We start from the raw sequence: 20,468 nt of genomic DNA, 5'->3' as shown, positions 1-20,468 counted from the left end.
GAGGACCCGATGGGTAAGACAATCCGTTTGACGATGGCGCAGGCTGTTGCGCATTTCCTGAAGAAGCAGATGACCGTGATCGACGGCAAGAAGGTTCCGATCTTCGGTGGCGTCTGGGCAATCTTCGGCCATGGCAACGTGGCGGGGATGGGCGAAGCGCTCTATCAGGTGCGCGGCGAACTGCCGACCTATCGCGCCCATAACGAACAGGGCATGGCGCATGCCGCGATCGCCTTTTCCAAGGCGAGCTTCCGCCAGCGCTTCATGGCCTGCACGACCTCGATCGGCCCCGGCGCACTCAACATGGTGACAGCCGCCGGTGTGGCGCATGTCAACCGCATTCCGGTTCTCTTCCTGCCCGGCGACGTCTTCGCCAACCGCGCGCCGGATCCGGTGCTGCAGCAGATCGAGGATTTCGGCGATGGCACTGTTTCGGCCAATGATGCCTTCCGCCCGGTGTCGCGCTATTTCGACCGCATCACCCGCCCGGAACAGATCATCTCGGCGCTGAAGCGTGCCATGCAGGTGCTGACCGATCCGCTCGATTGCGGCCCGGTGACGCTGTCGCTCTGCCAGGACGTCCAGGCGGAAGCCTTCGACTATCCGGAAAGCCTGTTCGAAGAGAAGGTCTGGTCTACCCGCAGACCGCAGCCGGATGCCGATGAGCTGGCTTCGGCAATCGCGCTGATCAAGACGGCCGAGAAGCCCGTCATCATCGCCGGTGGCGGCGTGCTCTATTCGCAGGCGACCAAGGAGCTTGCGGCCTTTGCGGATGCGCATGGCATTCCGGTTCTGCTGACCCAGGCCGGCAAGTCGGCGATCGACGAGCGCCACCCGCTGGCGCTCGGCTCGGTCGGCGTGACCGGCACCTCTGCCGCCAATGCGCTGGCCGAAGAGACCGATCTCATCATCGCCGTCGGCACCCGCTGCCAGGATTTCACCACCGGCTCCTGGGCGCTGTTCAAGAACGACAAGCTGAAGATGCTCGGCCTCAACATCGCCGCCTACGACGCCGTCAAGCATGACGCGCAGCCGCTGGTCGCCGATGCCCGCGAAGGCCTGAAGGCACTGTCCAAGGGCCTTTCCGGCTGGAAGGCGCCGGCAGCACTTGCCGAGAAGGCGACAAAGGAAAAGAACATCTGGATGGATGCCGCCAACAAGGCGATGGCCTCCACCAATGCAGCGCTCCCCTCCGACGCGCAGGTCATCGGCGCCGTGACGCGCTCGATCGAGCTCGAAAAGGCGATCGGCCTTTGCGCTGCGGGCGGTCTTCCGGGCGAAATGCACAAGCTGTGGCCGGCGACGGCGCCGGGCAGCTATCACATGGAATACGGTTTCTCCTGCATGGGCTACGAGATCGCCGGCGGTCTCGGCGCCAAGCTGGCGCATCCCGAGAAGGAGGTCTTCGTCCTCGTCGGCGACGGCTCCTACATGATGCTGAATTCGGAGCTCGCGACCTCCGTCATGATGGGCCTGAAGGTCAACATCGTGCTGCTCGATAACCGCGGCTACGGCTGCATCAACCGCCTGCAGATGGCAACCGGCGGCGCCAACTTCAACAATCTCCTGAAGGACTCCTATCACGAGGTCATGCCGGATATCGATTTCCGCGCCCATGCCGAAGCGATGGGCGCCGTCGCCGTCAAGGTGTCCTCGATTGCCGAGCTGGAAAAGGCGATCGCCGATTCGAAGAAGAACGACCGCACCTCGGTCTTCGTCATCGACACCGATCCGCTGATCACCACGGAAGCCGGCGGCCACTGGTGGGATGTCGCAGTTCCCGAAGTCAGCCCGCGCGGCGAGGTCAACAAGGCGCATGAGGCCTATCTGAAGGCGCGTGCGGCGCAGCGGGCCGGTTGATTTGAGAGATTAGAGCCCGGAGCCCCCTCATCCGCCCTACGGGCACCTTCTCCCCAAGGGGAGAAGGGAAAACCGGAGCGCGCCGCAAATCCCCTTCTCCCCTCGGGGAGAAGGTGGCGGTAGTCAGGTGCAAGTTTTGCACCGGGGATGAGGGGGCTCCGGGCTCACCGATTTAAAAGAATGACGAGGAGAAATTTACAATGAAGGCCAAACTCGGCATGTCGCCCATCGCATGGTGGAACGACGATCTTCCTGAGCTCAGCGACGACGTGTCCCTCGAAGAATGCCTGCGCCAGTCGCGCAGTGCGGGCTTCACCGGCATGGAACAGGGCCGCCGCTTCCCGAACAATCCCGGCGAGATGCTGCCGATCCTGCGCGCCGCCGACGTGACGCTCTGCGGCGGCTGGTTCTCCGGCACGCTCGTCAATGAGGAGCTGGCGGCCAACAAGGATCGCATCGCGCCGATGATCGAGCTTTTCAAGGCCGTCAACGCGCCCTGCATCGTCTATGGCGAAGTCGGCCGCTCGATCCAGGGCGACCGCTCCAAGCCGCTCGCCACCAAGCCGCGGCTTTCCGATGACGAGATGAAGGCCTATGGCCGCCGCGTCACCGAATTCGGCGAATGGTGCGCCGATCAGGGCATGCCGCTCTCCTATCACCACCACATGGCGGCCGTCGTCGAGACCGAGCCGGAACTCGACGCCTTCATGAAGAATTCGGGCGCCGGCATTCCGCTGCTGCTCGATGCCGGGCATCTGGCGTTTGCAGGCGGCGACGTGCTGCGCGCCATCGACAATCACCACGCCCGCATCAACCACGTTCACGTCAAGGACATCCGTCAGGCTGTCGTCGACGGTCTCGACCGCAGCAGGCAGTCGTTCCTCGACGCGGTGGCACTCGGCGCCTTCACCGTTCCCGGCGACGGCTCGCTCGATTTCGCCGCCATTGTCCAGCGGCTTGCCGACCACGGCTACGAAGGCTGGTTCGTCGTCGAGGCAGAGCAGGATCCGCGCAAGGCACCGCCGCAGAAGATGGCCGAGATCGGCCATGCCGAACTGATGCGGGTGATGACGGCGGCCGGTTACACGGTCGAGACGGAAGGTTTCCCGAAGGGGGCTTGAAGTTAAAGAAAGACCCCTCCCCAACCCCTCCCCACAAGGGGGAGGGACTTACCTTGCGGCAGCGCCTCGCCACCAAAACCGTTCTCGCGGATGAGACATATCCGTCAGAACGGGAGAGTGCAGCGGGTTAGCCCCTCCCCCTTGTGGGGAGGGGTTGGGGAGGGGAAATTCGCGACAGACATCGAGGAGAAACACCAATGCCAAACCTCAAGGTAAAACCCTCCGGCACCAGCGGCCGCGTCACGCATGTGACGCCTGAAAGCGCCGGCTGGACCTATGTCGGTTTCGACATGCACCGGCTGAAGCCCGGCGAGACCGTGTCCGGCGAAACAGGCGAGCGCGAGGTCTGCCTCGTCTGGGTCAGCGGCAAGGGCAAGGCATCGTCAGGCACCCGCGATTTCGGCTCGCTCGGCGAGCGCATGAGCCCGTTCGACGGTGCGCCGCATGCCCTCTATATCCCGATGGAATCGGCATGGTCGGTGACGGCCGAGACCGATCTCGAGCTCGCCGTCTGCTCGGCACCCGGCGGCGGCACCTATGAGGCGAAGGCGATCCCGCCGGGCACGCATCCAGCGCTGACCCGCGGCAAGGGCACCAATGTCCGCTACGTCAACAACATCATGCCCGAGGACGATGCATCGGCGCATTCGCTGCTCGTCGTCGAGGTGATCACGCCGGGTGGACACACCTCCTCCTACCCGCCGCACAAGCACGACCAGGACAATCTGCCGAACGAGAGCTTCCTGGAAGAGACCTATTACCACCGCCTCAACCCGCCGCAGGGCTTCGGCTTCCAGCGCGTCTATACCGACGACCGGTCGCTTGACGAGGCGATGGTGCTCGAAGACGGCGACGTCACGCTGGTGCCGAAGGGCTACCACCCCTGCGCCGCCACGCATGGCTACGACCTCTACTATCTGAACGTCATGGCCGGCCCGAAGCGCGTCTGGAAATTCTACAATGCGCCGGAACACGAGTGGCTGCTGAAATAATCTGCTGCTCGATCGCTAAATAATCTGACAGCGGGCGGGCCGTGCACATGGTTGAATGCCTCCATCGAAACAACACCGATGGAGCAATATCATGCACGGCTCGACCACCCTCTTTTCCGGCCGCGACGGCCGCCTGCCGCAGACGGCGCAATCGCGCCTGCTGGCCACTCTCCTCTCCTTCTATCGCTGGACGGCGCGCAAGCTCAGGGAGCGGCGCAACCTCAATGCCGTCATGGAACTCTCCGACGCGCAGCTGAAGGATATCGGGCTTTCGCGCTACCAGACGGAAAGCGACGTGCACGTCTATTGCCGCGACTGAACTGTGCTAGTGTGCCCTTCCAATCTCCGGACGATGTGATGCCGCAATTTTCGACAGCGCTGCTTTTGAAGACGGACACCGTCGCCATCCGCGACGTTGTCTGCAATGGCGAATGCCGTCATCGCAGCGGCGAGGAATGCGCCCACAAGACCAGCCTGGTCTATCCCTATCGCGGCGTCTTCATGCGCCATGTCGGGCGCAACGATACGGTGGCGGAAGCCAACCAGATGCTGTTCTTCAATGCCGGCCAGGGCTATCAGATCAGCCACCCCGTCGATGGCGGCGATGCCTGCATCGATCTTTCCGTCGATGATGCCCTGCTTGCCGAACTCGCGCCCCGTGACCAGATCCAGGCGGGCGAGCTTTTCGGCTTCCGCCGCCAGCGCCGCCGGATCGATCCGCGGGCGCAGGCGCTCGTCGCGCTCCTCCGTCACGGGTTGCGCCAGAATGCGGCCGAGACGCTGGAAGCGGAAACGCTGGCGCTGACGCTCGTGCGCCGCTCGCTCGGCGAACGGACCTCGCATGCGGCAGCCGCGACCACCGGGCGGCAGAAGCTCGTCGATCGCGCCAAGCTGGTGCTCTCCTCCGATCTCGCAAGGCGTTGGACGCTGGCGGAAATCGCCACCGAAGTCGGCGTCTCGCCCGTCTATCTCACGCAGGTTTTCCAGCAGGTGGAGGCGACGCCGCTCTATCGCTATCAGCTGCGGCTGCGGCTTGCCCGGGCGCTTGATCTGCTCGGCAAGTACGACGACCTGACGGCGCTCGGGCTCGATCTCGGCTTTTCCAGCCACAGCCATTTCACCTCCTCCTTCCGCCAGGCCTATGGCCAGACGCCCGGCGAATTCCAGCGCGCGGCACGGCTGCGTCCGCGATAAGTCGCTAAAGAATTCGACAGCGAGGCGGGTGCCTCCGGTGGTTCTATGGTCCCGTCCCGAACGGGATCACCAACGGAGGACCGGAAGATGAAGAAGACCACATGCGCCGCATGCGACTGCGAACTCGGCCACGACGCCATCAGCGTCAAGCTCGGCGGCACGACCGTCGAGGTTTGTTGCGAGGAATGCGCCAAAGCGCTGAAGGAGGCCGATACGGCGGCGACGGCGGGCAAGAAGGACTGAGGGGCAAGCCATAGACTCCCTCATTCGTGTGCTCGTCACAGGAATCCAGCCGCCGCGCGTCGGCGCGGCGAAGAGAGTCTTTCCAGCCCAAGGACTTGGGCTGGCTGGATCCCTGTGACGAGCACAGGGATGAGGGAGTATGTGGTTGGCGCTACAACACCTCGCCGACCGCCTTCTCGGGCAGCACCCTCTTCACACCGGCAGCAACCCATACCGCCACCCCAACCGCCGCGCATTCCGTGCCAGCACCGCAAAGGCCAGCATGAACATGCAGGCCTCGGCGAAGACCGGAACCATCCAGATGCCCATTTCGCCGAAGGCATGCGGCAGCAGGAAGGTCAGCGGCAGGGTGAAGAGATAGGCGCGCGACAGGCCGAAGATCGCCGCCCGCCTGGCATCGCCGATCGCCTGGAAATAGCCGGACAGCACGATCATCTGGCCGAACAGGAAATAGGCGCCGACAGTCCAGGGCAGGATGCGGGAAACTTCGGCGATGACGACGGGGTCGGCGACGAAGATGTGGCCGAGGCTCGTCGCCGAAAGTTCGACGATCAGTTCGACGCCGGCGCAATAGACGAGCGCCGAGATCAGCGCGATCTGCAGGCTGCGGCCGACGCGATCGCTAAGCCCTGCTCCATAATTATTGCCCGCGATCGTCTGGAAGGCGATGTTGAGGCCGAGCAGCGGCAGGTAGGCGACGGTCATGACGCGGGTGATGATGCCGTAGGCGCCGACGGTCGCGACATAATCCCCCTCGCCCCAGATCGACAGGTTGAAGATGACCGCAGCCGAGCAGAGCGAGATGCCGATAAAGCCGAGGCTCATCGGCGCGCCGAGCGCCAGGATCGGCTTCCAGTCCGAGAGCGGGAAGCGGGTGGCCGGCCGCAGCGCCGCGGCGTTTCGCCAGCGGTAGGCGAGCACCGCGATCAGGCAGATCGCCTGCGCCAGCACCGAGCCGAGCGCCGAACCGGCAACACCCCAATGCAGGATCGCCATGAAGAACCAGTTGGCGGCGATATTGAGGGCGGATGCCGCCAGCATGACAAGCGTCATGAAGCCGATCCGGCCTTCGCTGCGCAGCGCATCGATATTGAGCGACAGGAAGAAGGCGACGGGTGCTGCGCCCACCATGATGCCCATGAAGGTGCGGGCATTTTCGGCAACCGCCATGTCGCCCGCCGCGGCATTGCCGACGATCCGCCAGCCTATCGTCCAATAGATGACGTTGACGATGAGGACGACGGCGATCGCCAGGACATGGGCGGCCGCGAAGGTGCGTCGCGCGGCATCGCGGTTACCGGCGCCGAGCTCGCGGGCCAGAATGCTCGCCATCCCGTTGGAGACGAGCGATTGCAGCGCCACCACCATCATCAGGCCGGGGAAGATCAGGGTTACGGCCGAGAGAGCCCCGGCGCCGACATAGGCGCCGAGGAAATAGGCGTCCACCACGGCAAACAGGCCGTTGATGGTGGTGATGAGAATGATCGGTGCTGCCGTGCGGGCAAAGACCCTAGGCAGCGGCGCAGTGAGAAACGGATTGGTTGCGGATACGGGTTTCATCGATGGAGTCCGGCTATCGAAATGAAAGATCAGATGTCGAGGACGAGCTGCGGCAGACCGTTCGAGGTCTTGCGCGGCGAGATGCCGTTGCCGTCCACCTGCGCGTTGATGCGCTGGCGGAAGGCCGAGAAGCTCTCGAAGGTGACGACATCGACGGGTTCGTCGAAATGGATGGTGATCTTGTGCAGCCCGCCATTGGTCTGCGCCAGCGCCAGGATCTTGCCTGAAAAGGGCTGATTCAGATAGCGGCCGCGCACCTGCGCGCCCACCGAAAGGAGCGAGATAGGCTCGGCATTCGGGCGGGTGGCGAGCGCTGAGAGCGTGTTCCAGTCACGCGCGCCATATTGCTGGGCAATGAGTTCGAGCGCGGCGCTATGGGAGAGCGCGCTGCCGCGGGCTTCCATGGCCTGGCGCAGGCGTTTGGCCTGAGCCTTCAGCTCGTCGATGGATGGATAGGTCGTCGTCACAGGTTCAGCCTTTCGGAAGGCATGCCATTATCGACTGTGAATGGGAGCTCGCCTTGCCGTCAGTCAGCATGCACCGGATGGCCGTGACTATCAAAAACGAGGCTTCACCATGGACTTTCATCCGCGAGCGGCCGGTGCCTCGAACCGCCTTCTGTATGTGGGAAAACGGCTTTCCTGTCAAGAATGCCCCATAATGACCACGCGCGGCGGGGCATAACCACCGGAAACAAAGCGCTTTTTGCCGCCAGCCACGCATAAGGCTCAAAATTTACCAATGCTTTTCAGAACTTATCAGCATTCGCGTGTTACATTTCAATCATACAACCAGCGGAGGCTGACGTGGCCTTTCAGATGCACCTCAATGACGGCAACCAGGAGCAATCCTACCGAGACTTCACTCTGGACCGGCCCGGCAAGATCATCTTCGTCGGCCACCACCTCAGCACCGGCACGCAGGTGCGCTGCCTGATCCGCACGATCAATCTCGGCGGCGCGGTGCTGGAAGTGAGCCCTTCGGTGGAGATGCCCAACCACTTCTTCCTCGAAATCCTCGGCATCCACGACGAGATCGGCTCGACCGTCGTCAAGCGCGAGGGCGACCTGGTGACGATCAGCTTCAACATGCTGATCAACGCGGAATTCCTGCACCATGTCCTGCGCCTGAGCTTCGAAACCGGCGTCTAACTTCCCCTAAACGAAATACGGGCAGCCCCGGCTGCCCGCATATTACATGGCCTGGAGATATCCGGTCAGGCTGCCAGATGCCGCTCGATCTGGTCGACCGGCAGGTTGGTGTAGTCCTTGGCGACCTCGGCGGAGATCGCGGCCTGTGCGTCGGCGCTCAAGACCGGGCGCAGCGTGCCCAGCGCACGCGGCGGGGCGACGAGGACGATGCGGCGAGCATCCTTCCGGTGCACAAGATCGTCCATCTTGGCGGCAACCTGCTTCAGAAACTCGGCTTCGGCCTGTGCCTGCCAGTCTGTCTGCTCGATCGCGCTGCCGCTCAGTCCGTCGGGCGCATAGGAGCGGCCCGGCTTGTCGGTGCCGAGTTCGCGGGTCGGTGCGCTCGGTTGCGTCAGGGTTTCCTGCACCTGCAGATTCATGATCTGCGCGTCACCGGCATTCTGCATGAACAGCGCCTTCGCGCCATCGCAGACCACAACCCAAGATTCCCAAGGCACTCTGATGTCGGCCATTTGTCTTTCCTCTTGATTGTTTGCTGAAGCGGCAAAGCGCCTCATCGACTAGGGCAAAACGTGCAGGAATTGAAAGAGTTCGCGCGCCGGGCGCATAAATCGATTCACGCAGGCAATCCAATTTGTGAACGGCGCGTAGAGACCAGCAAAAGGAGAGACGCCATGAAGACCGCCCTCGTCGCCTATGCCGGTTCGTTCGCCACGCTTCTGGTGCTCGATGCGATCTGGCTCGGCCTCGTCGCCCGCACCTTCTATCGCGACCAGCTGGGCGAACTGATGCTGCCGCAGCCGGCTTTCGGCATTGCCGCGCTCTTCTACCTGTTCTTCGCCGTCGCCGTCGTCGTGCTCGCCGTGCTTCCGGCGGTCAATGCCGCCTCGCTCGGCACCGCGCTTGCCTATGGTGCCATTCTGGGACTGGCCGCCTATGGCACCTATGACATCACCAATCTTTCGACGCTGAAAAACTGGCCGGTGACGATGAGCCTGGTGGATATGGCCTGGGGCACCTTCGTGACGGCGGCAACGGCTGCCGGCGGCTATGCGGCGGCGCGCGCCTTCAGCTGATCCCCATCCCGCCGCGGCACAGGCTGTGCCACGTAAGCACAAAATTCATAATCACTAAAATTGTCTTGATGTCTTTGACGAATGCGCAAAACATTCGTGTGAGGCTCTGCCATAACGGGCCGGGATGAGCTTGGCCCAGACGGAGGACTGCACGATGTCCATGGATCGGGCAACGCATCTTGCGACTGTGAAATCTGAGGTCTACGACCAGCGCTGGGAGCAGTTTCAGGTGAACCGCCCGGCGCGGATCATCGCCGTGCGCCCCTGTCTCACCGGCATGTCGCTCAGAAGTGCGGAGATCCTCGATATCTCGCGCGGCGGCGCCACCTTCCTGGTCTCCTCGACCGCAGGTCTTCCCAAGCACTATTACCTCAACATTCTCGGCCTCGCCTATCGCATCGGCTGCGCCGAGGTCTACCGCAACAAGGAACGCATCGGCGTCCGCTTCATCAACGTTCTCGATCCGGAAGTGCTGCGCCGCGTGGTGCGCGCCGACTTCATGGCCGGTAATGTCGAAGCCATGGAAGCGCGCCGCGGCGGACGCATCACGGCGATGCAATAGGCCGGATTCTGGAATAATCTTCCTTGCCATGAAGGGAGCGGCGCTTATTGTTGGCGCCGCTCTTGTCTTATTCGGGATCCCGCATTTCCATGTCCGCCTTTTCGCGCTTCACGCCGCTGGTCAGCGCCCTGCCCTCCACCGTTCCCTTCGTCGGCCCAGAGGCCATCGAGCGCCAGCGCGGCCTGAAGGTCGCGGCCCGCATCGGCGCCAATGAAAACGGCTTCGGCCCGGCGCCTTCCGTGCTCGAGGCTATGCGTGCTGCAGGCGGCGATATCTGGAAATACAACGATCCGGAGAATTTCGAGCTGCGCGAGGCACTGGCCGCCCATCTCGGCGTCACCCCGGCGAATATCGCCATCGGCGGCGGCATCGACGAGCTGCTCGGCCAGATCGTCCGTCTCGTCATCGAGCCCGGCATGCCCGTCGTCACCTCGCTCGGCGGCTATCCGACCTTCAATTTCCATGTCGCAGGCTTCGGCGGGCGCCTCGTCACCGTTCCCTATGTCAACGACCGGGAAGATCTGGACGGGCTGCTCGACGCGGTTAAGCGCGAGAATGCGCCGCTCGTCTATTTTGCCAATCCTGATAATCCGATGGGCAGCTGGTGGGATGCCGACAAGATCGTCGCTTTCGCGCGTGCTTTGCCCGAGACCTGCCTGATGGTTCTCGACGAGGCCTATAGCGAGACCGGACCGGGAAGCTCGCTTCCCTCGATTTCTTCGCTGATCGACCTGCCGAACATCGTGCGCACCCGCACCTTCTCGAAGGCCTATGGTCTCGCCGGCGCCCGCGTCGGCTATGTCATCTCGACGCCGGGCACGGCGCAAGCCTTCGACAAGATCCGCAACCATTTCGGCATGAACCGGCTGGCGACGGCCGGCGCTCTCGCCGCGCTGAAGGACCAGGCCTATCTCGCCGAAGTCGTCGGCAAGATCCAGGCGGCGCGCGAACGCATCTCGGACATTGCCCGGGAAAACCAGCTTTCGCCGCTGCCTTCGGCCACCAATTTCGTGGCAATCGATGCCGGGCGCGACGGCACCTATGCGCGGGCGATCGTCGACGGGCTGATGCAGCATGGCGTCTTCATCCGCATGCCGGGTGTGGCGCCGCTCAACCGCTGCATCCGCGTCAGCGTCGGGCCGGAAGCCGATATGGCGCTGTTCGAGCAATCGCTGCCGCAGGTGCTGCGCACGCTCTAAACGAAAAACCGCGCCGGCCTTGTTTCTGCCGGTCGCGGTTTCGTTCTCCTGGCTGCGGCCCCGTCCAAAGTGCCCCGCCAGCCCCTCTTTTTGAGGTTGTTATTCTTGTCTGATTTTTCGATGCAGCTTAGTGGATGGTCATCCACTCGCGAGCCGCACGGAGCGCCTCGACGATCTGCATCTTGTTCATCGAAGCGGCGACATCGGCGCGCAGTTCGGCGGCACGGTCGCTGCCCTTGATGGCGGCGATGTTCAGCCACTTGTGCGCGGCGACCAGATCGACATCGCAGCCGCGGCCGGTTGCATACATCAGACCCATTTCGCAGAAGACGTCGGCGTTCTTGTCGCCACCCATGGTGGCCATTTCAGCATTGTGCATTTCAAAGCGTGCCATCGGTTTTATCCCTGTTTAGCCTGTTGTCGACTTGCCCTGTTTTACCTTCCGGGCCGTGCCGTCTATCGCAGCTTTCGGTCCCTTCGGTGCGGCGGGTTTGCCCCGCTCGTTTGATGGCTCCACTATGCTCCAGGCCTTTCAAAAAACGCCTAAAATGCATGATTAATTTGAGACAAACAAAGTCCAAATGCTTGGTAAACTTGGGTTTTTGTTAAACATCGCGAAGCCTGCAAATTAAGGAGTTTCGAGACAATTTTACGAAAGATTCAGATTTCGAAATCAACGCTTCGTTCACCACGAAACGAGCTGGCAAATCGGGAAACCGGAAATATTGGCTGCCGGCACCCCCGGAAAACCGGGCTTTTGCGGCTCAATCTTATTTACCTTTACGTTCGCGTCAGTTATTTTCCGCCGGCGTTTTGGACATCAGGGAGGAATGGATGATCCGCACACTTATTCTCGCAGGCGCGGTGGCACTTTCGGCAGGGCTCGCGCATGCCGACGAGGTGATCGTCGGCAACTGGAAGACGGTCGCCGGCGATACGGCAGAGATCGCCCCCTGCAGCGGCGGCTTCTGCGTGACGCTGAAGACCGGCAAGTTCGCCGGCAAGAAGATCGGAACGCTATCCGGCACCGGCGGCACCTATACCGGCGAAATCACCGACCCCGCCAACGACAAGACCTATAGCGGCTCCGGCACTGTTTCCGGCAGCTCGCTGAAGATGAAGGGCTGCGTGCTGAAGGTTCTCTGCAAGTCGCAGACCTGGACGCGGCTGTAAGGGCTACTCTCCTGGTCGCTTCTGGATCAGGAGTTAGAACGGCCCGTCGAAGCCGGAGCCCCCTCACCCTACCCTCTCCCCGCGGGGGAGAGGGGAAGTTGGCGCAAGCGGCATCCTCGACTTTCCCTTCTCCCCTGGGGGAGAAGGTGGCCGGAAGGCCGGATGAGGGGGCTCCAGCCACCACCCTTCCTTCATTCCTGTGACAAGCACAGGGATGAGGGCGAAGGCAAGCGCGCCCAATGCCTCCCCCCAAAAACCCGTCAATATTCCTGAACGCCATATGAACCGGCATCTCAGCACTCGTTCAGCCGCCCTGTGTCAGAAGGGAGGCAAGATGAAGGGGCTTATGGGTTAGGGAATATGGACGTGCAAATCTTGGCAAGACGTTTCACCATCATCACGCTGTTTGCGGCGCTGTTTGCGATCAGCTTTTCGGCGGCGGTCGTGCATGGCGGCGGCGGTGGCGCGCAGTCGCATTTCGGCGCCAACTATACCTGCCTGGAATCATCCAGCCCCTTCTGCTCGGGCGAGCACAAGTAGGTACCGCGGGCGAGCCCGCCCGCCGTCGCTTGCGTGTTGCATATGGCAACCTATAATGCGCCATGAGCAAACGAATCTCTCCATTAGCACCCCTCGATATTTCCTCTCCGCCAGCCTTTGAACCGCAAAGCTTCGACGACCCGGCAAAGGCCGTCGACGCGCTGACAGAGCTTTACGACCGCAACACGGCCTTCCTGATCGAGAGCTTCACGGCGATCGCCAAGGGCGCGCCGATCACCGCCCGGCACCGGGCCTTCTATCCGCAGGTCAGCATCGAGACGACGAGCTTCGGCCATATCGACAGCCGTCTTTCCTACGGCCACGTGACCTCGCCCGGCGTCTATACGACGACCGTGACGCGTCCGAAGCTGTTTCGCCATTACCTGAAGGAGCAGCTGGCGCTTCTGATGAAGAGCCACAACGTTCCTGTCGTCGTCTCCGAATCCTCGACGCCGATCCCGCTGCATTTCGCTTTCGGCGAAGGCGCCCATGTCGAGGCCTCCGCATCGGCCTTCATGGATATTCCGATGCGCGATCTCTTCGATACGCCGGATCTGAATACGACGGACGACGAGATCGCCAACGGCGAATATATTCCGCCGCCCGGCGAGCCCTCGCCGCTTGCGCCCTTCACGGCACAGCGCATCGACTATTCGCTCGCCCGCCTCGCCCACTACACGGCAACAGGCGCGCAGCATTTCCAGAACTTCGTGCTGTTTACGAACTACCAGTTCTATATCGACGAGTTCTGCACCTGGGCCCGTAAGCTGATGGCCGATGGCGGCGATGGCTATACGGCCTTCGTCGAGCCCGGCAATATCATCACTCATGCCGGCTCCAGCACGCCCGAAGGCGATGCGACACCCGGCCGCCTGCCGCAGATGCCGGCCTATCACCTTAAGAAGAAGGGCCATGCCGGGATCACCATGATCAATATCGGCGTCGGCCCCTCCAACGCCAAGACGATCACCGACCACGTCGCGGTGCTGCGCCCGCATGCCTGGCTGATGCTCGGCCACTGCGCCGGCCTGCGCAACAGTCAGCGCCTTGGCGACTATGTGCTGGCGCATGCCTATATGCGTGAGGATCACGTTCTCGACGACGACCTGCCGGTCTGGGTGCCGATCCCGGCGCTGGCCGAAGTGCAGGTGGCGCTGGAAGCAGCCGTGGCCGAGATCACCGGCTACGAAGGCTTCGAGCTGAAACGCATCATGCGCACCGGCACCGTCGGCACGATCGACAACCGCAACTGGGAACTGCGCGATCAGGCGGGCCCGGTGAAGCGCCTGTCGCAGGCCCGCGCCATCGCGCTCGACATGGAATCGGCGACGATCGCCGCCAACGGCTTCCGCTTCCGCGTTCCCTACGGCACGCTGCTCTGCGTTTCCGACAAGCCGTTGCATGGCGAACTGAAGCTGCCGGGCATGGCGACGGCCTTCTACCGGACGCAGGTGAACCAGCATCTGCAGATCGGCATCCGCGCCATCCAGAAGCTGGCCGCCATGCCGCCAGAGGCGCTGCATTCGCGCAAGCTGCGCAGCTTCTTCGAGACGGCCTTCCAGTAAGCCTACCTGACATCGCGGTCCGCAATCACCTGCGGACCGCTGTCTGCGGGGCTCGACAGTTCGAGCCCGGAGATGACGGCCGCGAAGACCGCGACAGCAAACATCAGGCGCACGAGCAGGCCGCGCAGATCGAAGCCCTGCATGTCATAATATTCGTCAGCGCTGACCGGCGCTCTTTTGCGCGCGGCCCAGCTTGCAATTCCAATCTCCAGAATTCCCATGATCGTGACTCCAATGGTTTCGACGATCATGGTCGTTTGCACGTTGGCGCTTTCGACAGCCGGAGCCTGACAAAGATTTTTCCCGTGCCTGTCGATTTCCGCTTAGTCTCTTCGTCCAAGGGCTGTGAGAGGCAGCCAGGAGGAAAGCCGCAATGCGATATCTATGCCAGGTATGGTTCGAGCCATCGGTGCTCGAACGGATGAGTGACGAGGAGAAACGGACGCTCGACCGGGATTCGGCCGGATACGATCTCGACCTGGAGGTCAGCGGCCACATGGTCCATGCTGAAGCACTGCAGGCGCCGAGCGCAGCGGTGACCGTCAAGGTCCGCAACGGCGAGATGGCGATGACCGATGGTCCCTTTGCCGAAACCAAGGAACAGCTCGGCGGCTTCATCCTGATCGAAGCCAAGGATCTCAACGATGCGATCCGGGTCGCGGCCGGCATTCCGCTGGCGAAATACGGCTCGATCGAAGTCCGGCCGGTCCATGACTTCAAGAGCAAGCTGCAGGAGGCCGCGCGATGAAATTCCTCTGCCAGATCTGGTTCGATACCGAAAAGAGCAAACAGGTGACCCAGGCCGAATGGGACAGGCTGACGGAGCAATGCATCCTCAGCGACAACCGCTGGCGCGACAGCGGCCATCTGCTGACCGCGCTCGCGTTGCGCGAGCCGGAGAGCGCGGTGACGGTGCGCGTCACGAACGGTGCACTCAGCGCCACCGACGGGCCGTTCGCCGAGATCAAGGAACATCTCGGCGGCTTCGTGCTGATCGAAGCCCGGGACATCGGCCAAGCGACCGAGATCGCCTCGGCCTTCCCGATCGTCGAATATGCCTCGATCGAGGTGCGGCCTGCCTATTCGATCGAAGATGGGGTGTGAGCCGATGCGCTATCTCTGCCTTATCTACAACTCCGCCGACCGCGACGGAACGCTGACACGAGCCGAAGGGCATCAGCTGGTCACCGCGCATTTCCGTTTCGACGAGGAGCTTCGTGCCGACGGGACGATGATCCATGCCGATGCGCTGCAGCCGCCGGAGACGGCGACGGTGCTGCGGGTGCGGGACAACCAGCTGCAGGCGACCGACGGCCCCTATGCCGAGACCAAGGAGCATCTCGCCGGTTTCTACGTCATCGAGGCACCCGATGATGAAGCGGCAAAAGAGATCGCCGCGCGGATCCCGTCGGCGCGCTTCGGAGCGGTCGAGATCCGGCCGGTGCGGCTTCTGACATTGCCGGAGTAGCGCTTGGACAGGGTCATCGAGGACATCTACCGCTCGCAGTCGCGCCGGGTTCTGGCGACGCTGATCCGTCTGCTCGGCGATTTCGACCGGGCGGAGGAAGCGCTGCACGACGCCTTTGCCGAGGCGGCGCGCACCTGGCCGCGCGACGGCATTCCCGGCAATCCGGTGTCCTGGCTGGTTTCAGCCGGGCGCTTCCGGGCGATCGACCATATCCGCCGCCGGGCGCGTTCCGACGCGTCCACGCAGGACATCGAGGACAGCCTTTATCCCGCAACAGAGGAGGCAGACGACATGGACGCGATTGCCGACGACATGCTGCGGCTGATCTTCACCTGCTGCCATCCCGTCATTCCTGCCGAGGCGCAGGTGGCGATGGCGCTGCGCGAAGTCTGCGGGCTGACGACCGAAGAGATCGCCCATGCCTTCCTCGTCCCCGCGCCGACGGTGGCACAGCGGATCGTGCGGGCGAAGAACCGGATCCGCGCGGCTGAGATCCCCTACGAGGTACCGGAGAAACCTGAACTGCCGGAGCGGCTCGACCGGGTACTGCACGTCATCTATCTGGTCTTCAACGAGGGCTATTCGGCTTCGTCAGGCAGTGCGGTCGTGCGCAGCGGCCTGACGGGCGAAGCGATCCGGCTGGCGCGGCTCGTCGGCGAGCTGCTGCCGCATAGGGATATCGATGGCCTGTTGTCGTTGATGCTGCTGCAGGATTCGCGGCGGCTGGCGCGGTCGAGCGATGACGGGCGCCTGGTGCTGCTCGACGACCAGGACCGCTCCGCATGGGATCGCGGCAAGATCGTCGAGGGGCTGCAGCTGCTGCAGCGCGCGATGACTGGCGAAGAGGTCGGGCTCTATACGGTGCAGGCGGCGATCGCCGCCGAGCACTCGAAAGCGGCGACGCCAGAAGCCACGAACTGGCGGCAGATTGCCCGCTATTACGATCTGCTTGCGGCAGCCCAGCCCTCGCCCATCGTGGCGTTGAACCGGGCGGTGGCGATCGCCATGTCCGAGGGTTTCGAACAGGGTCTGGCGATCATCGACGGCATCCTGCGATCCGGCGATCTCGAGCGCTATCATCTGGCGCATTCGGCGCGCGCCGATTTCCTGCGCCGCCTCGGGCGGATCGCGGAGGCAATCGAGGCCTATGAGCGTGCGCTGTCGCTCTGCCAGCAGGAGCCGGAGCAGAACTTCCTGAGGAAGCGGATTTCAGAGCTGACGGCGGCGGCCGAAGGGCAGTGAGATCGCCGTCCCCGTCAGGGCCGAGACGATGATCAGCAGATGCGCATTGATGCTCGCCTGCGCCAGTGCCGCCAGCGCTTCCTTCCCGCCCAAGGCGCCGAAAGCGACTGCACCGGCGGTGATGCCGGCCGGATAGGTGCCGACGCCGCCCGGTGCATGAACCGGCAGAACGGACGAGAGCTCGCCGCCAAGCGCGCCGCCGAAGCTCGCGGCCAGCGGCAGCACGCCCATCAAGCTGAGAGCCCAGGCAAGGACCAGAACCTTCACCAGCCAGTTCACCGCGGTCATCGCCCAGGCGCGCGCAAAGGCGATGCCATCGACCGGCAGGCCGTTCTCGATCTCGGCCAGAAAGCCCTGCGCCTTCTTCGGCGCCAGCTTGAAGCCGAAGCGCAGCAGCGGTTTGCGGACGATGAAGGCTGCAACGGGAAGCGCCAGGAAAGCGGCCCAGATTATCCATGCAATCAAGCCGTTACCCGCTTCGCTTGCCAAACCGATTCCGGCAGCCGCAAGCAATGCATGAAGATCGAGCAGGCGCATGACGAGAAGCGCCGAGGTGCCCCGCGCCAGTGGAATGCCGAACTCGGTGCGCATCAGCAGCGGAAAGCTGGTCTCGCCGCTGCGGAAGGGCAGCATGATGTTGAGCAGGTTATGGATCTGGGTGACGCGGAACAGCGTGCGGAACTGGCCCGATGTCTCGCGCGGGAAGTAATCCAGGATGCGCCAGGTGCGCAGAAAATAGGTGCTGGTCAGGAGAACGAGCGCGATGACGATCGGCAGGACGCCGACGGCTGCCCATTGCGCCAGGATGGAGGACCAGCCCCAAAACCATTCGATGAAGAGAGCATAGGCTGCGACGATCACGACGGTGAGCAACGTCATGCGATTGCGTGCGAACCAGGATTGTCGGCTAGCGCCAACCGGAGAGTTCATGTAGTAGGCATCCTGACTTTGGGCGGCGACGGCCGCCTGCTTGGCCATGAACGGCCTTTTAGGAGCAATAAGAGTTGCAGACAATGTCAGAGTCGCTTTCGAGCGCAAATGATGCCGGAGCGCCGCTTGAGCTTTCGCTCGTGGTTCCGATCTTCAACGAAGAAGAAAGCGTCGGCCCGCTCGTTGAGCGCATTTGCGAGGCAATGGCCCAGTATCCGAGCAGCTGGGAGCTGATCCTGGTCGATGACGGCAGCACCGATGCGACGCTCGTCAACGCCAAGAAATATGCCGGCCGCGCCGGGCTCACGCTGCGCATCGTCGAGCTGCAGCGCAATTTCGGCCAGACGGCCGCCATGCAGGCCGGTATCGATACGGCCCGTGGCCGCCTGATCGCCACCATGGACGGCGACCTGCAGAACGACCCGAAGGACATTCCTTCGATGGTCTCCGAACTCGAGCGCCGCGAACTCGACCTGCTGGTCGGCTGGCGCAAGAACCGCCAGGATGGCCTGCTGCTGCGCAAGATCCCCTCCTGGTGCGCCAATTATCTGATCGGCCGCATCACCGGCGTGAAGCTGCACGATTACGGCTGCAGCCTGAAAATCTACCGTGCCTCGATCATCAAGCAGGTGAAGCTGATGGGCGAAATGCACCGCTTCATCCCGGCATGGGTCGCCGGCGTCGTGCCGAGCTCGCGCATCGGCGAAGTGCCGGTGACGCATCACGCGCGTCAGCACGGTGTGTCGAAATACGGCATTTCGCGCACCTTCCGTGTGATCCTCGACCTGCTGTCGGTGATGTTCTTCATGCGCTACAAGGCGCGCCCGGGCCACTTCTTCGGTTCGCTCGGTCTCGGCTTCGGGGCGATCGCGGCGCTGATCCTGCTTTATTTGTTCTTCGACAAGTTCATTCTCGGCAATGACATCGGCACCCGCCCGATGCTGATGGTCGGCGTCGTCTTCCTGCTGTCCTCGGTGCAGCTGATCACCACCGGCATCCTCGCCGAAATGATCGCCCGCACCTACTACCGCGACGACGCCTCGCCGAACTACATCGTCCGGCAGATCTTCGATGGAAGCCAGAGTTAAGGCTCAGCCGGGCATCCACCCGGTCCAATCGTTCGGCAGATCGATCGGCAACGCACTCATCCTGCTTGCCGCCTACTTTCTGCTGAACATTGCCCTTCGCGTCGCGCTGCCGCATTCGCTGGAGCTCGACGAGGCAGAGCAGATCTTCTACTCGCAATATCTGCTCGCCGGGTATGGACCGCAGGCGCCGTTCTATAACTGGCTGCAATATGCAATCGTCGCGGTCGTCGGACCGTCGATCTGGGCGCTGACCGTGCCCAAGAACATCCTGCTGTTTCTCTGCTACGTCTTCTACGGGCTGGCGGGACGCGAGGTTCTGAAGGACCGCTCCGTGCAGGCGGCCTCGATGCTGGCGCTCCTGACGCTGCCGCAGGTCTCCTACATGCCGCAGCAGGACCTGACGCATACGGTCGCCCTGCTCTGCGCTACCTCGCTTTTCCTGTTCGGCTTCTTCCGGACGCTCGAAAAGCCGAGTTTCGGCAGCTACATGCTGCTCGGCATCGCCACCGGCATTGCCGTCATCTCGAAGTACAATTTCGCGCTCATGCCGCTGATCGCGATCGCCGCCGCAATTCCCGACCGCGAGTGGCGGCAGCGCCTCTTCGACTGGCGGATCTTGCCGGCGCTTGCAGTCTCGCTCGCGATTGCCATGCCGCATCTGCTGTGGCTCTACGGCAATGTCGACCAGGCAACGGCGGGGACGCTCAGCAAGATGGTCGATAGCCGTGAGGCAACCGACATCTTCCCGGCCGGCGAAGGGCTGCTTTCATTTGTCGTTGCGCTCATCGCGTTTTCGGCGCTGACCATCGTGATTTTCGCAGCATCCTTCCGGCGCGACCTGATCCGCGCACTCAAAGCCGGGGATCGCTGGACGCTGCTGATGGAGCGGATGATCGCCATCAGCCTGATCGCGATCGTCGGCGTGATCCTGGTAACCGGCACGACGCACATCCGCGAACGCTGGCTCGACCCGTTCCTGCTCATCCTGCCGCTCTACATCTTCCGCAAGCTGGAAGTATCCGGCGCCGATTTCGGCCTGCCGCTGCGCCGCTTCCTGCGCGCCGTCCCGATCCTGATGGCGGTCGTGGTTGCCATCCTCACGGTGCGCGTCGTGGCCGGGGAGCATATCGGCTCCTACACCAAACTGAACATTCCCTTTGCCGGTCTTGGCCGCGTGCTCGAGGGCCAGCCGCGCCCGGGGCTGATCATCGCAGGCGACCGCCACGTCGGCGGGAACCTCAGGCTCGTCTTCCCCGACACGCCGATCATGATGCCCGGCTTCCCTGATCCCGGCCTGCCGAACGATCTGCTGACGAAGGGGCCGCTGCTCTTCATCTGGCGCGGACCTGAGGGCAAAGAGGCGCCAATGCCGCCAGAGTTTTCGACCTGGATCACGGATAACAATGGCGAGGTGACGGGCATCGGCACGCTCGCGCTTCCCTATTATTTCGGCAAGAGCGGCGACACTTTCGCCTTTGGTTACGCTTGGGTTGGGCGCAAATAA

25 protein-coding genes are annotated in these 20,468 nt (G+C 63.0%); 19 read left to right on the top strand and 6 right to left on the bottom strand.

Translation table 11 applies throughout. The features are described 5' to 3' along the window. Nucleotides 1-9 precede the first annotated feature (9 nt). From iolD to ACEN84_RS15035, 6 genes are all read left to right on the top strand, one after another. On the top strand, nt 10-1,860 hold the full coding sequence (iolD, locus tag ACEN84_RS15060) for a 3D-(3,5/4)-trihydroxycyclohexane-1,2-dione acylhydrolase (decyclizing) (RefSeq protein ID WP_413709132.1): 1,851 nt from the start codon (nt 10-12) through the stop codon (nt 1,858-1,860). A gap of 200 nt (nt 1,861-2,060) precedes the next feature. Further along, nucleotides 2,061-2,981 carry a myo-inosose-2 dehydratase gene (iolE, locus tag ACEN84_RS15055; protein WP_413709131.1) on the top strand — a complete coding sequence of 307 codons (921 nt, stop codon included), beginning with the start codon at nt 2,061-2,063 and terminating at the stop codon, nt 2,979-2,981. Between the two features lie 197 nt (nt 2,982-3,178). Continuing rightward, nucleotides 3,179-3,973 carry a 5-deoxy-glucuronate isomerase gene (gene iolB, locus ACEN84_RS15050; RefSeq protein ID WP_413709130.1) on the top strand — a complete coding sequence of 265 codons (795 nt, stop codon included), beginning with the start codon at nt 3,179-3,181 and terminating at the stop codon, nt 3,971-3,973. Nucleotides 3,974-4,064: 91 nt separating this feature from the next. After that, nucleotides 4,065-4,292: a DUF1127 domain-containing protein gene (locus tag ACEN84_RS15045; protein ID WP_130278597.1), complete on the top strand. Its 228-nt coding sequence runs from the start codon at nt 4,065-4,067 to the stop codon at nt 4,290-4,292. 38 nt (nt 4,293-4,330) lie between these two features. Beyond that, on the top strand, nt 4,331-5,167 hold the full coding sequence (locus ACEN84_RS15040) for a helix-turn-helix domain-containing protein (RefSeq protein WP_112719602.1): 837 nt from the start codon (nt 4,331-4,333) through the stop codon (nt 5,165-5,167). A gap of 87 nt (nt 5,168-5,254) precedes the next feature. Beyond that, nucleotides 5,255-5,410 (top strand): hypothetical protein, encoded by a 156-nt coding sequence (locus ACEN84_RS15035; protein ID WP_165402613.1) that lies wholly within the window; start codon nt 5,255-5,257, stop codon nt 5,408-5,410. Between the two features lie 192 nt (nt 5,411-5,602). Here the strand turns inward: ACEN84_RS15035 and ACEN84_RS15030 are convergent, their stop codons facing one another. Together ACEN84_RS15030 and ACEN84_RS15025 are read right to left on the bottom strand one after the other, a co-directional pair. Further along, nucleotides 5,603-6,970: an MATE family efflux transporter gene (locus ACEN84_RS15030; protein ID WP_413709129.1), complete on the bottom strand. Its 1,368-nt coding sequence runs from the start codon at nt 6,968-6,970 to the stop codon at nt 5,603-5,605. A 29-nt stretch (nt 6,971-6,999) separates the two neighbouring features. After that, nucleotides 7,000-7,437: a glyoxalase superfamily protein gene (locus tag ACEN84_RS15025; protein WP_413709128.1), complete on the bottom strand. Its 438-nt coding sequence runs from the start codon at nt 7,435-7,437 to the stop codon at nt 7,000-7,002. Between the two features lie 351 nt (nt 7,438-7,788). Between ACEN84_RS15025 and ACEN84_RS15020 the strand changes: the two genes are divergently transcribed. Then, nucleotides 7,789-8,121: a hypothetical protein gene (locus tag ACEN84_RS15020; protein ID WP_112719681.1), complete on the top strand. Its 333-nt coding sequence runs from the start codon at nt 7,789-7,791 to the stop codon at nt 8,119-8,121. Between the two features lie 65 nt (nt 8,122-8,186). On the opposite strand, the gene ACEN84_RS15015 is transcribed toward ACEN84_RS15020, so the two are convergent. Then, on the bottom strand, nt 8,187-8,633 hold the full coding sequence (locus tag ACEN84_RS15015) for a host attachment protein (RefSeq protein ID WP_203429214.1): 447 nt from the start codon (nt 8,631-8,633) through the stop codon (nt 8,187-8,189). Nucleotides 8,634-8,795: 162 nt separating this feature from the next. Between ACEN84_RS15015 and ACEN84_RS15010 the strand changes: the two genes are divergently transcribed. The 3 genes from ACEN84_RS15010 (at nt 8,796) to ACEN84_RS15000 (ending at nt 10,958) form a co-directional block, all read left to right on the top strand. Beyond that, nucleotides 8,796-9,197: a DUF2177 family protein gene (locus tag ACEN84_RS15010; protein ID WP_413709127.1), complete on the top strand. Its 402-nt coding sequence runs from the start codon at nt 8,796-8,798 to the stop codon at nt 9,195-9,197. A gap of 154 nt (nt 9,198-9,351) precedes the next feature. Then, a complete protein-coding gene (locus ACEN84_RS15005) occupies nt 9,352-9,759 on the top strand; it encodes a PilZ domain-containing protein (RefSeq protein ID WP_112719607.1) in 408 nt (135 codons plus the stop codon). A gap of 89 nt (nt 9,760-9,848) precedes the next feature. Further along, a complete protein-coding gene (locus ACEN84_RS15000) occupies nt 9,849-10,958 on the top strand; it encodes a pyridoxal phosphate-dependent aminotransferase (RefSeq protein WP_413709126.1) in 1,110 nt (369 codons plus the stop codon). Between the two features lie 127 nt (nt 10,959-11,085). Here ACEN84_RS15000 and ACEN84_RS14995 read toward each other — a convergent pair whose 3' ends face one another. Then, on the bottom strand, nt 11,086-11,352 hold the full coding sequence (locus ACEN84_RS14995) for a sel1 repeat family protein (protein WP_112719609.1): 267 nt from the start codon (nt 11,350-11,352) through the stop codon (nt 11,086-11,088). A 440-nt stretch (nt 11,353-11,792) separates the two neighbouring features. Between ACEN84_RS14995 and ACEN84_RS14990 the strand changes: the two genes are divergently transcribed. The 3 genes from ACEN84_RS14990 to ACEN84_RS14980 all read left to right on the top strand — a co-directional run bounded on the left by ACEN84_RS14990 (nt 11,793) and on the right by ACEN84_RS14980 (nt 14,236). Then, on the top strand, nt 11,793-12,131 hold the full coding sequence (locus ACEN84_RS14990) for a DUF2147 domain-containing protein (RefSeq protein WP_112719610.1): 339 nt from the start codon (nt 11,793-11,795) through the stop codon (nt 12,129-12,131). Nucleotides 12,132-12,491: 360 nt separating this feature from the next. Continuing rightward, entirely contained in the window at nt 12,492-12,671 is a 180-nt protein-coding gene (locus ACEN84_RS14985) for a hypothetical protein (RefSeq protein WP_112719611.1), read from the top strand. Nucleotides 12,672-12,733: 62 nt separating this feature from the next. Next, complete coding sequence (locus tag ACEN84_RS14980; RefSeq protein ID WP_413709125.1) at nt 12,734-14,236, top strand: AMP nucleosidase; 1,503 nt, start codon at nt 12,734-12,736, stop codon at nt 14,234-14,236. Nucleotides 14,237-14,238: 2 nt separating this feature from the next. On the opposite strand, the gene ACEN84_RS14975 is transcribed toward ACEN84_RS14980, so the two are convergent. Beyond that, on the bottom strand, nt 14,239-14,457 hold the full coding sequence (locus ACEN84_RS14975) for a hypothetical protein (protein WP_413709124.1): 219 nt from the start codon (nt 14,455-14,457) through the stop codon (nt 14,239-14,241). Nucleotides 14,458-14,609: 152 nt separating this feature from the next. On the opposite strand from ACEN84_RS14975, the gene ACEN84_RS14970 reads away from it, so the two are divergent. The 4 genes from ACEN84_RS14970 to ACEN84_RS14955 are packed head-to-tail and all read left to right on the top strand — an operon-like array spanning nt 14,610 to nt 16,946. After that, complete coding sequence (locus tag ACEN84_RS14970) at nt 14,610-14,984, top strand: YciI family protein (RefSeq protein WP_413709123.1); 375 nt, start codon at nt 14,610-14,612, stop codon at nt 14,982-14,984. After that, nucleotides 14,981-15,340 carry a YciI family protein gene (locus tag ACEN84_RS14965; protein ID WP_413709122.1) on the top strand — a complete coding sequence of 120 codons (360 nt, stop codon included), beginning with the start codon at nt 14,981-14,983 and terminating at the stop codon, nt 15,338-15,340. Before ACEN84_RS14970 ends, ACEN84_RS14965 begins: the two co-directional genes overlap by 4 nt. 4 nt (nt 15,341-15,344) lie before the next feature. Beyond that, entirely contained in the window at nt 15,345-15,704 is a 360-nt protein-coding gene (locus ACEN84_RS14960) for a YciI family protein (RefSeq protein WP_413709121.1), read from the top strand. Nucleotides 15,705-15,707: 3 nt separating this feature from the next. Then, on the top strand, nt 15,708-16,946 hold the full coding sequence (locus ACEN84_RS14955; RefSeq protein ID WP_413709120.1) for an RNA polymerase sigma factor: 1,239 nt from the start codon (nt 15,708-15,710) through the stop codon (nt 16,944-16,946). Here the strand turns inward: ACEN84_RS14955 and ACEN84_RS14950 are convergent. After that, nucleotides 16,914-17,876 (bottom strand): lysylphosphatidylglycerol synthase domain-containing protein, encoded by a 963-nt coding sequence (locus ACEN84_RS14950; RefSeq protein ID WP_413711309.1) that lies wholly within the window; start codon nt 17,874-17,876, stop codon nt 16,914-16,916. The genes ACEN84_RS14955 and ACEN84_RS14950 overlap by 33 nt on opposite strands. 83 nt (nt 17,877-17,959) lie before the next feature. Here ACEN84_RS14950 and ACEN84_RS14945 point away from each other — a divergent pair, with 83 nt between their 5' ends. Next, nucleotides 17,960-18,964: a glycosyltransferase family 2 protein gene (locus ACEN84_RS14945; RefSeq protein ID WP_130278611.1), complete on the top strand. Its 1,005-nt coding sequence runs from the start codon at nt 17,960-17,962 to the stop codon at nt 18,962-18,964. After that, a complete protein-coding gene (locus ACEN84_RS14940; RefSeq protein WP_413709119.1) occupies nt 18,948-20,468 on the top strand; it encodes an ArnT family glycosyltransferase in 1,521 nt (506 codons plus the stop codon). The genes ACEN84_RS14945 and ACEN84_RS14940 overlap by 17 nt, the downstream gene beginning before the upstream one ends.

This window comes from Rhizobium sp. Rhizsp82 (genome assembly GCF_047325115.1).
Classification (GTDB): Bacteria; Pseudomonadota; Alphaproteobacteria; order Rhizobiales; family Rhizobiaceae; genus Rhizobium.
The sequence above is the reverse complement of the archived record's forward strand: the minus strand, read 5'-3'. Positions and strand labels throughout refer to the sequence as shown.

Excerpts from the sequence above, each read along its gene's own strand:
- iolD (WP_413709132.1), top strand. The coding sequence starts at position 10 with ATGGGTAAGACAATCCGTTTGACGATGGCGCAGGCTGTTGCGCATTTC.
- iolE (WP_413709131.1), top strand. The coding sequence starts at position 2,061 with ATGAAGGCCAAACTCGGCATGTCGCCCATCGCATGGTGGAACGACGAT.
- iolB (WP_413709130.1), top strand. The coding sequence starts at position 3,179 with ATGCCAAACCTCAAGGTAAAACCCTCCGGCACCAGCGGCCGCGTCACG.
- ACEN84_RS15045 (WP_130278597.1), top strand. The coding sequence starts at position 4,065 with ATGCACGGCTCGACCACCCTCTTTTCCGGCCGCGACGGCCGCCTGCCG.
- ACEN84_RS15040 (WP_112719602.1), top strand. The coding sequence starts at position 4,331 with ATGCCGCAATTTTCGACAGCGCTGCTTTTGAAGACGGACACCGTCGCC.
- ACEN84_RS15035 (WP_165402613.1), top strand. The coding sequence starts at position 5,255 with ATGAAGAAGACCACATGCGCCGCATGCGACTGCGAACTCGGCCACGAC.
- ACEN84_RS15030 (WP_413709129.1), bottom strand. The coding sequence starts at position 6,970 with ATGAAACCCGTATCCGCAACCAATCCGTTTCTCACTGCGCCGCTGCCT.
- ACEN84_RS15020 (WP_112719681.1), top strand. The coding sequence starts at position 7,789 with ATGCACCTCAATGACGGCAACCAGGAGCAATCCTACCGAGACTTCACT.
- ACEN84_RS15015 (WP_203429214.1), bottom strand. The coding sequence starts at position 8,633 with ATGGCCGACATCAGAGTGCCTTGGGAATCTTGGGTTGTGGTCTGCGAT.
- ACEN84_RS15010 (WP_413709127.1), top strand. The coding sequence starts at position 8,796 with ATGAAGACCGCCCTCGTCGCCTATGCCGGTTCGTTCGCCACGCTTCTG.
- ACEN84_RS15005 (WP_112719607.1), top strand. The coding sequence starts at position 9,352 with ATGTCCATGGATCGGGCAACGCATCTTGCGACTGTGAAATCTGAGGTC.
- ACEN84_RS15000 (WP_413709126.1), top strand. The coding sequence starts at position 9,849 with ATGTCCGCCTTTTCGCGCTTCACGCCGCTGGTCAGCGCCCTGCCCTCC.
- ACEN84_RS14995 (WP_112719609.1), bottom strand. The coding sequence starts at position 11,352 with ATGGCACGCTTTGAAATGCACAATGCTGAAATGGCCACCATGGGTGGC.
- ACEN84_RS14990 (WP_112719610.1), top strand. The coding sequence starts at position 11,793 with ATGATCCGCACACTTATTCTCGCAGGCGCGGTGGCACTTTCGGCAGGG.
- ACEN84_RS14985 (WP_112719611.1), top strand. The coding sequence starts at position 12,492 with ATGGACGTGCAAATCTTGGCAAGACGTTTCACCATCATCACGCTGTTT.
- ACEN84_RS14980 (WP_413709125.1), top strand. The coding sequence starts at position 12,734 with ATGAGCAAACGAATCTCTCCATTAGCACCCCTCGATATTTCCTCTCCG.
- ACEN84_RS14975 (WP_413709124.1), bottom strand. The coding sequence starts at position 14,457 with ATGGGAATTCTGGAGATTGGAATTGCAAGCTGGGCCGCGCGCAAAAGA.
- ACEN84_RS14970 (WP_413709123.1), top strand. The coding sequence starts at position 14,610 with ATGCGATATCTATGCCAGGTATGGTTCGAGCCATCGGTGCTCGAACGG.
- ACEN84_RS14965 (WP_413709122.1), top strand. The coding sequence starts at position 14,981 with ATGAAATTCCTCTGCCAGATCTGGTTCGATACCGAAAAGAGCAAACAG.
- ACEN84_RS14960 (WP_413709121.1), top strand. The coding sequence starts at position 15,345 with ATGCGCTATCTCTGCCTTATCTACAACTCCGCCGACCGCGACGGAACG.
- ACEN84_RS14950 (WP_413711309.1), bottom strand. The coding sequence starts at position 17,876 with ATGAACTCTCCGGTTGGCGCTAGCCGACAATCCTGGTTCGCACGCAAT.
- ACEN84_RS14945 (WP_130278611.1), top strand. The coding sequence starts at position 17,960 with ATGTCAGAGTCGCTTTCGAGCGCAAATGATGCCGGAGCGCCGCTTGAG.
- ACEN84_RS14940 (WP_413709119.1), top strand. The coding sequence starts at position 18,948 with ATGGAAGCCAGAGTTAAGGCTCAGCCGGGCATCCACCCGGTCCAATCG.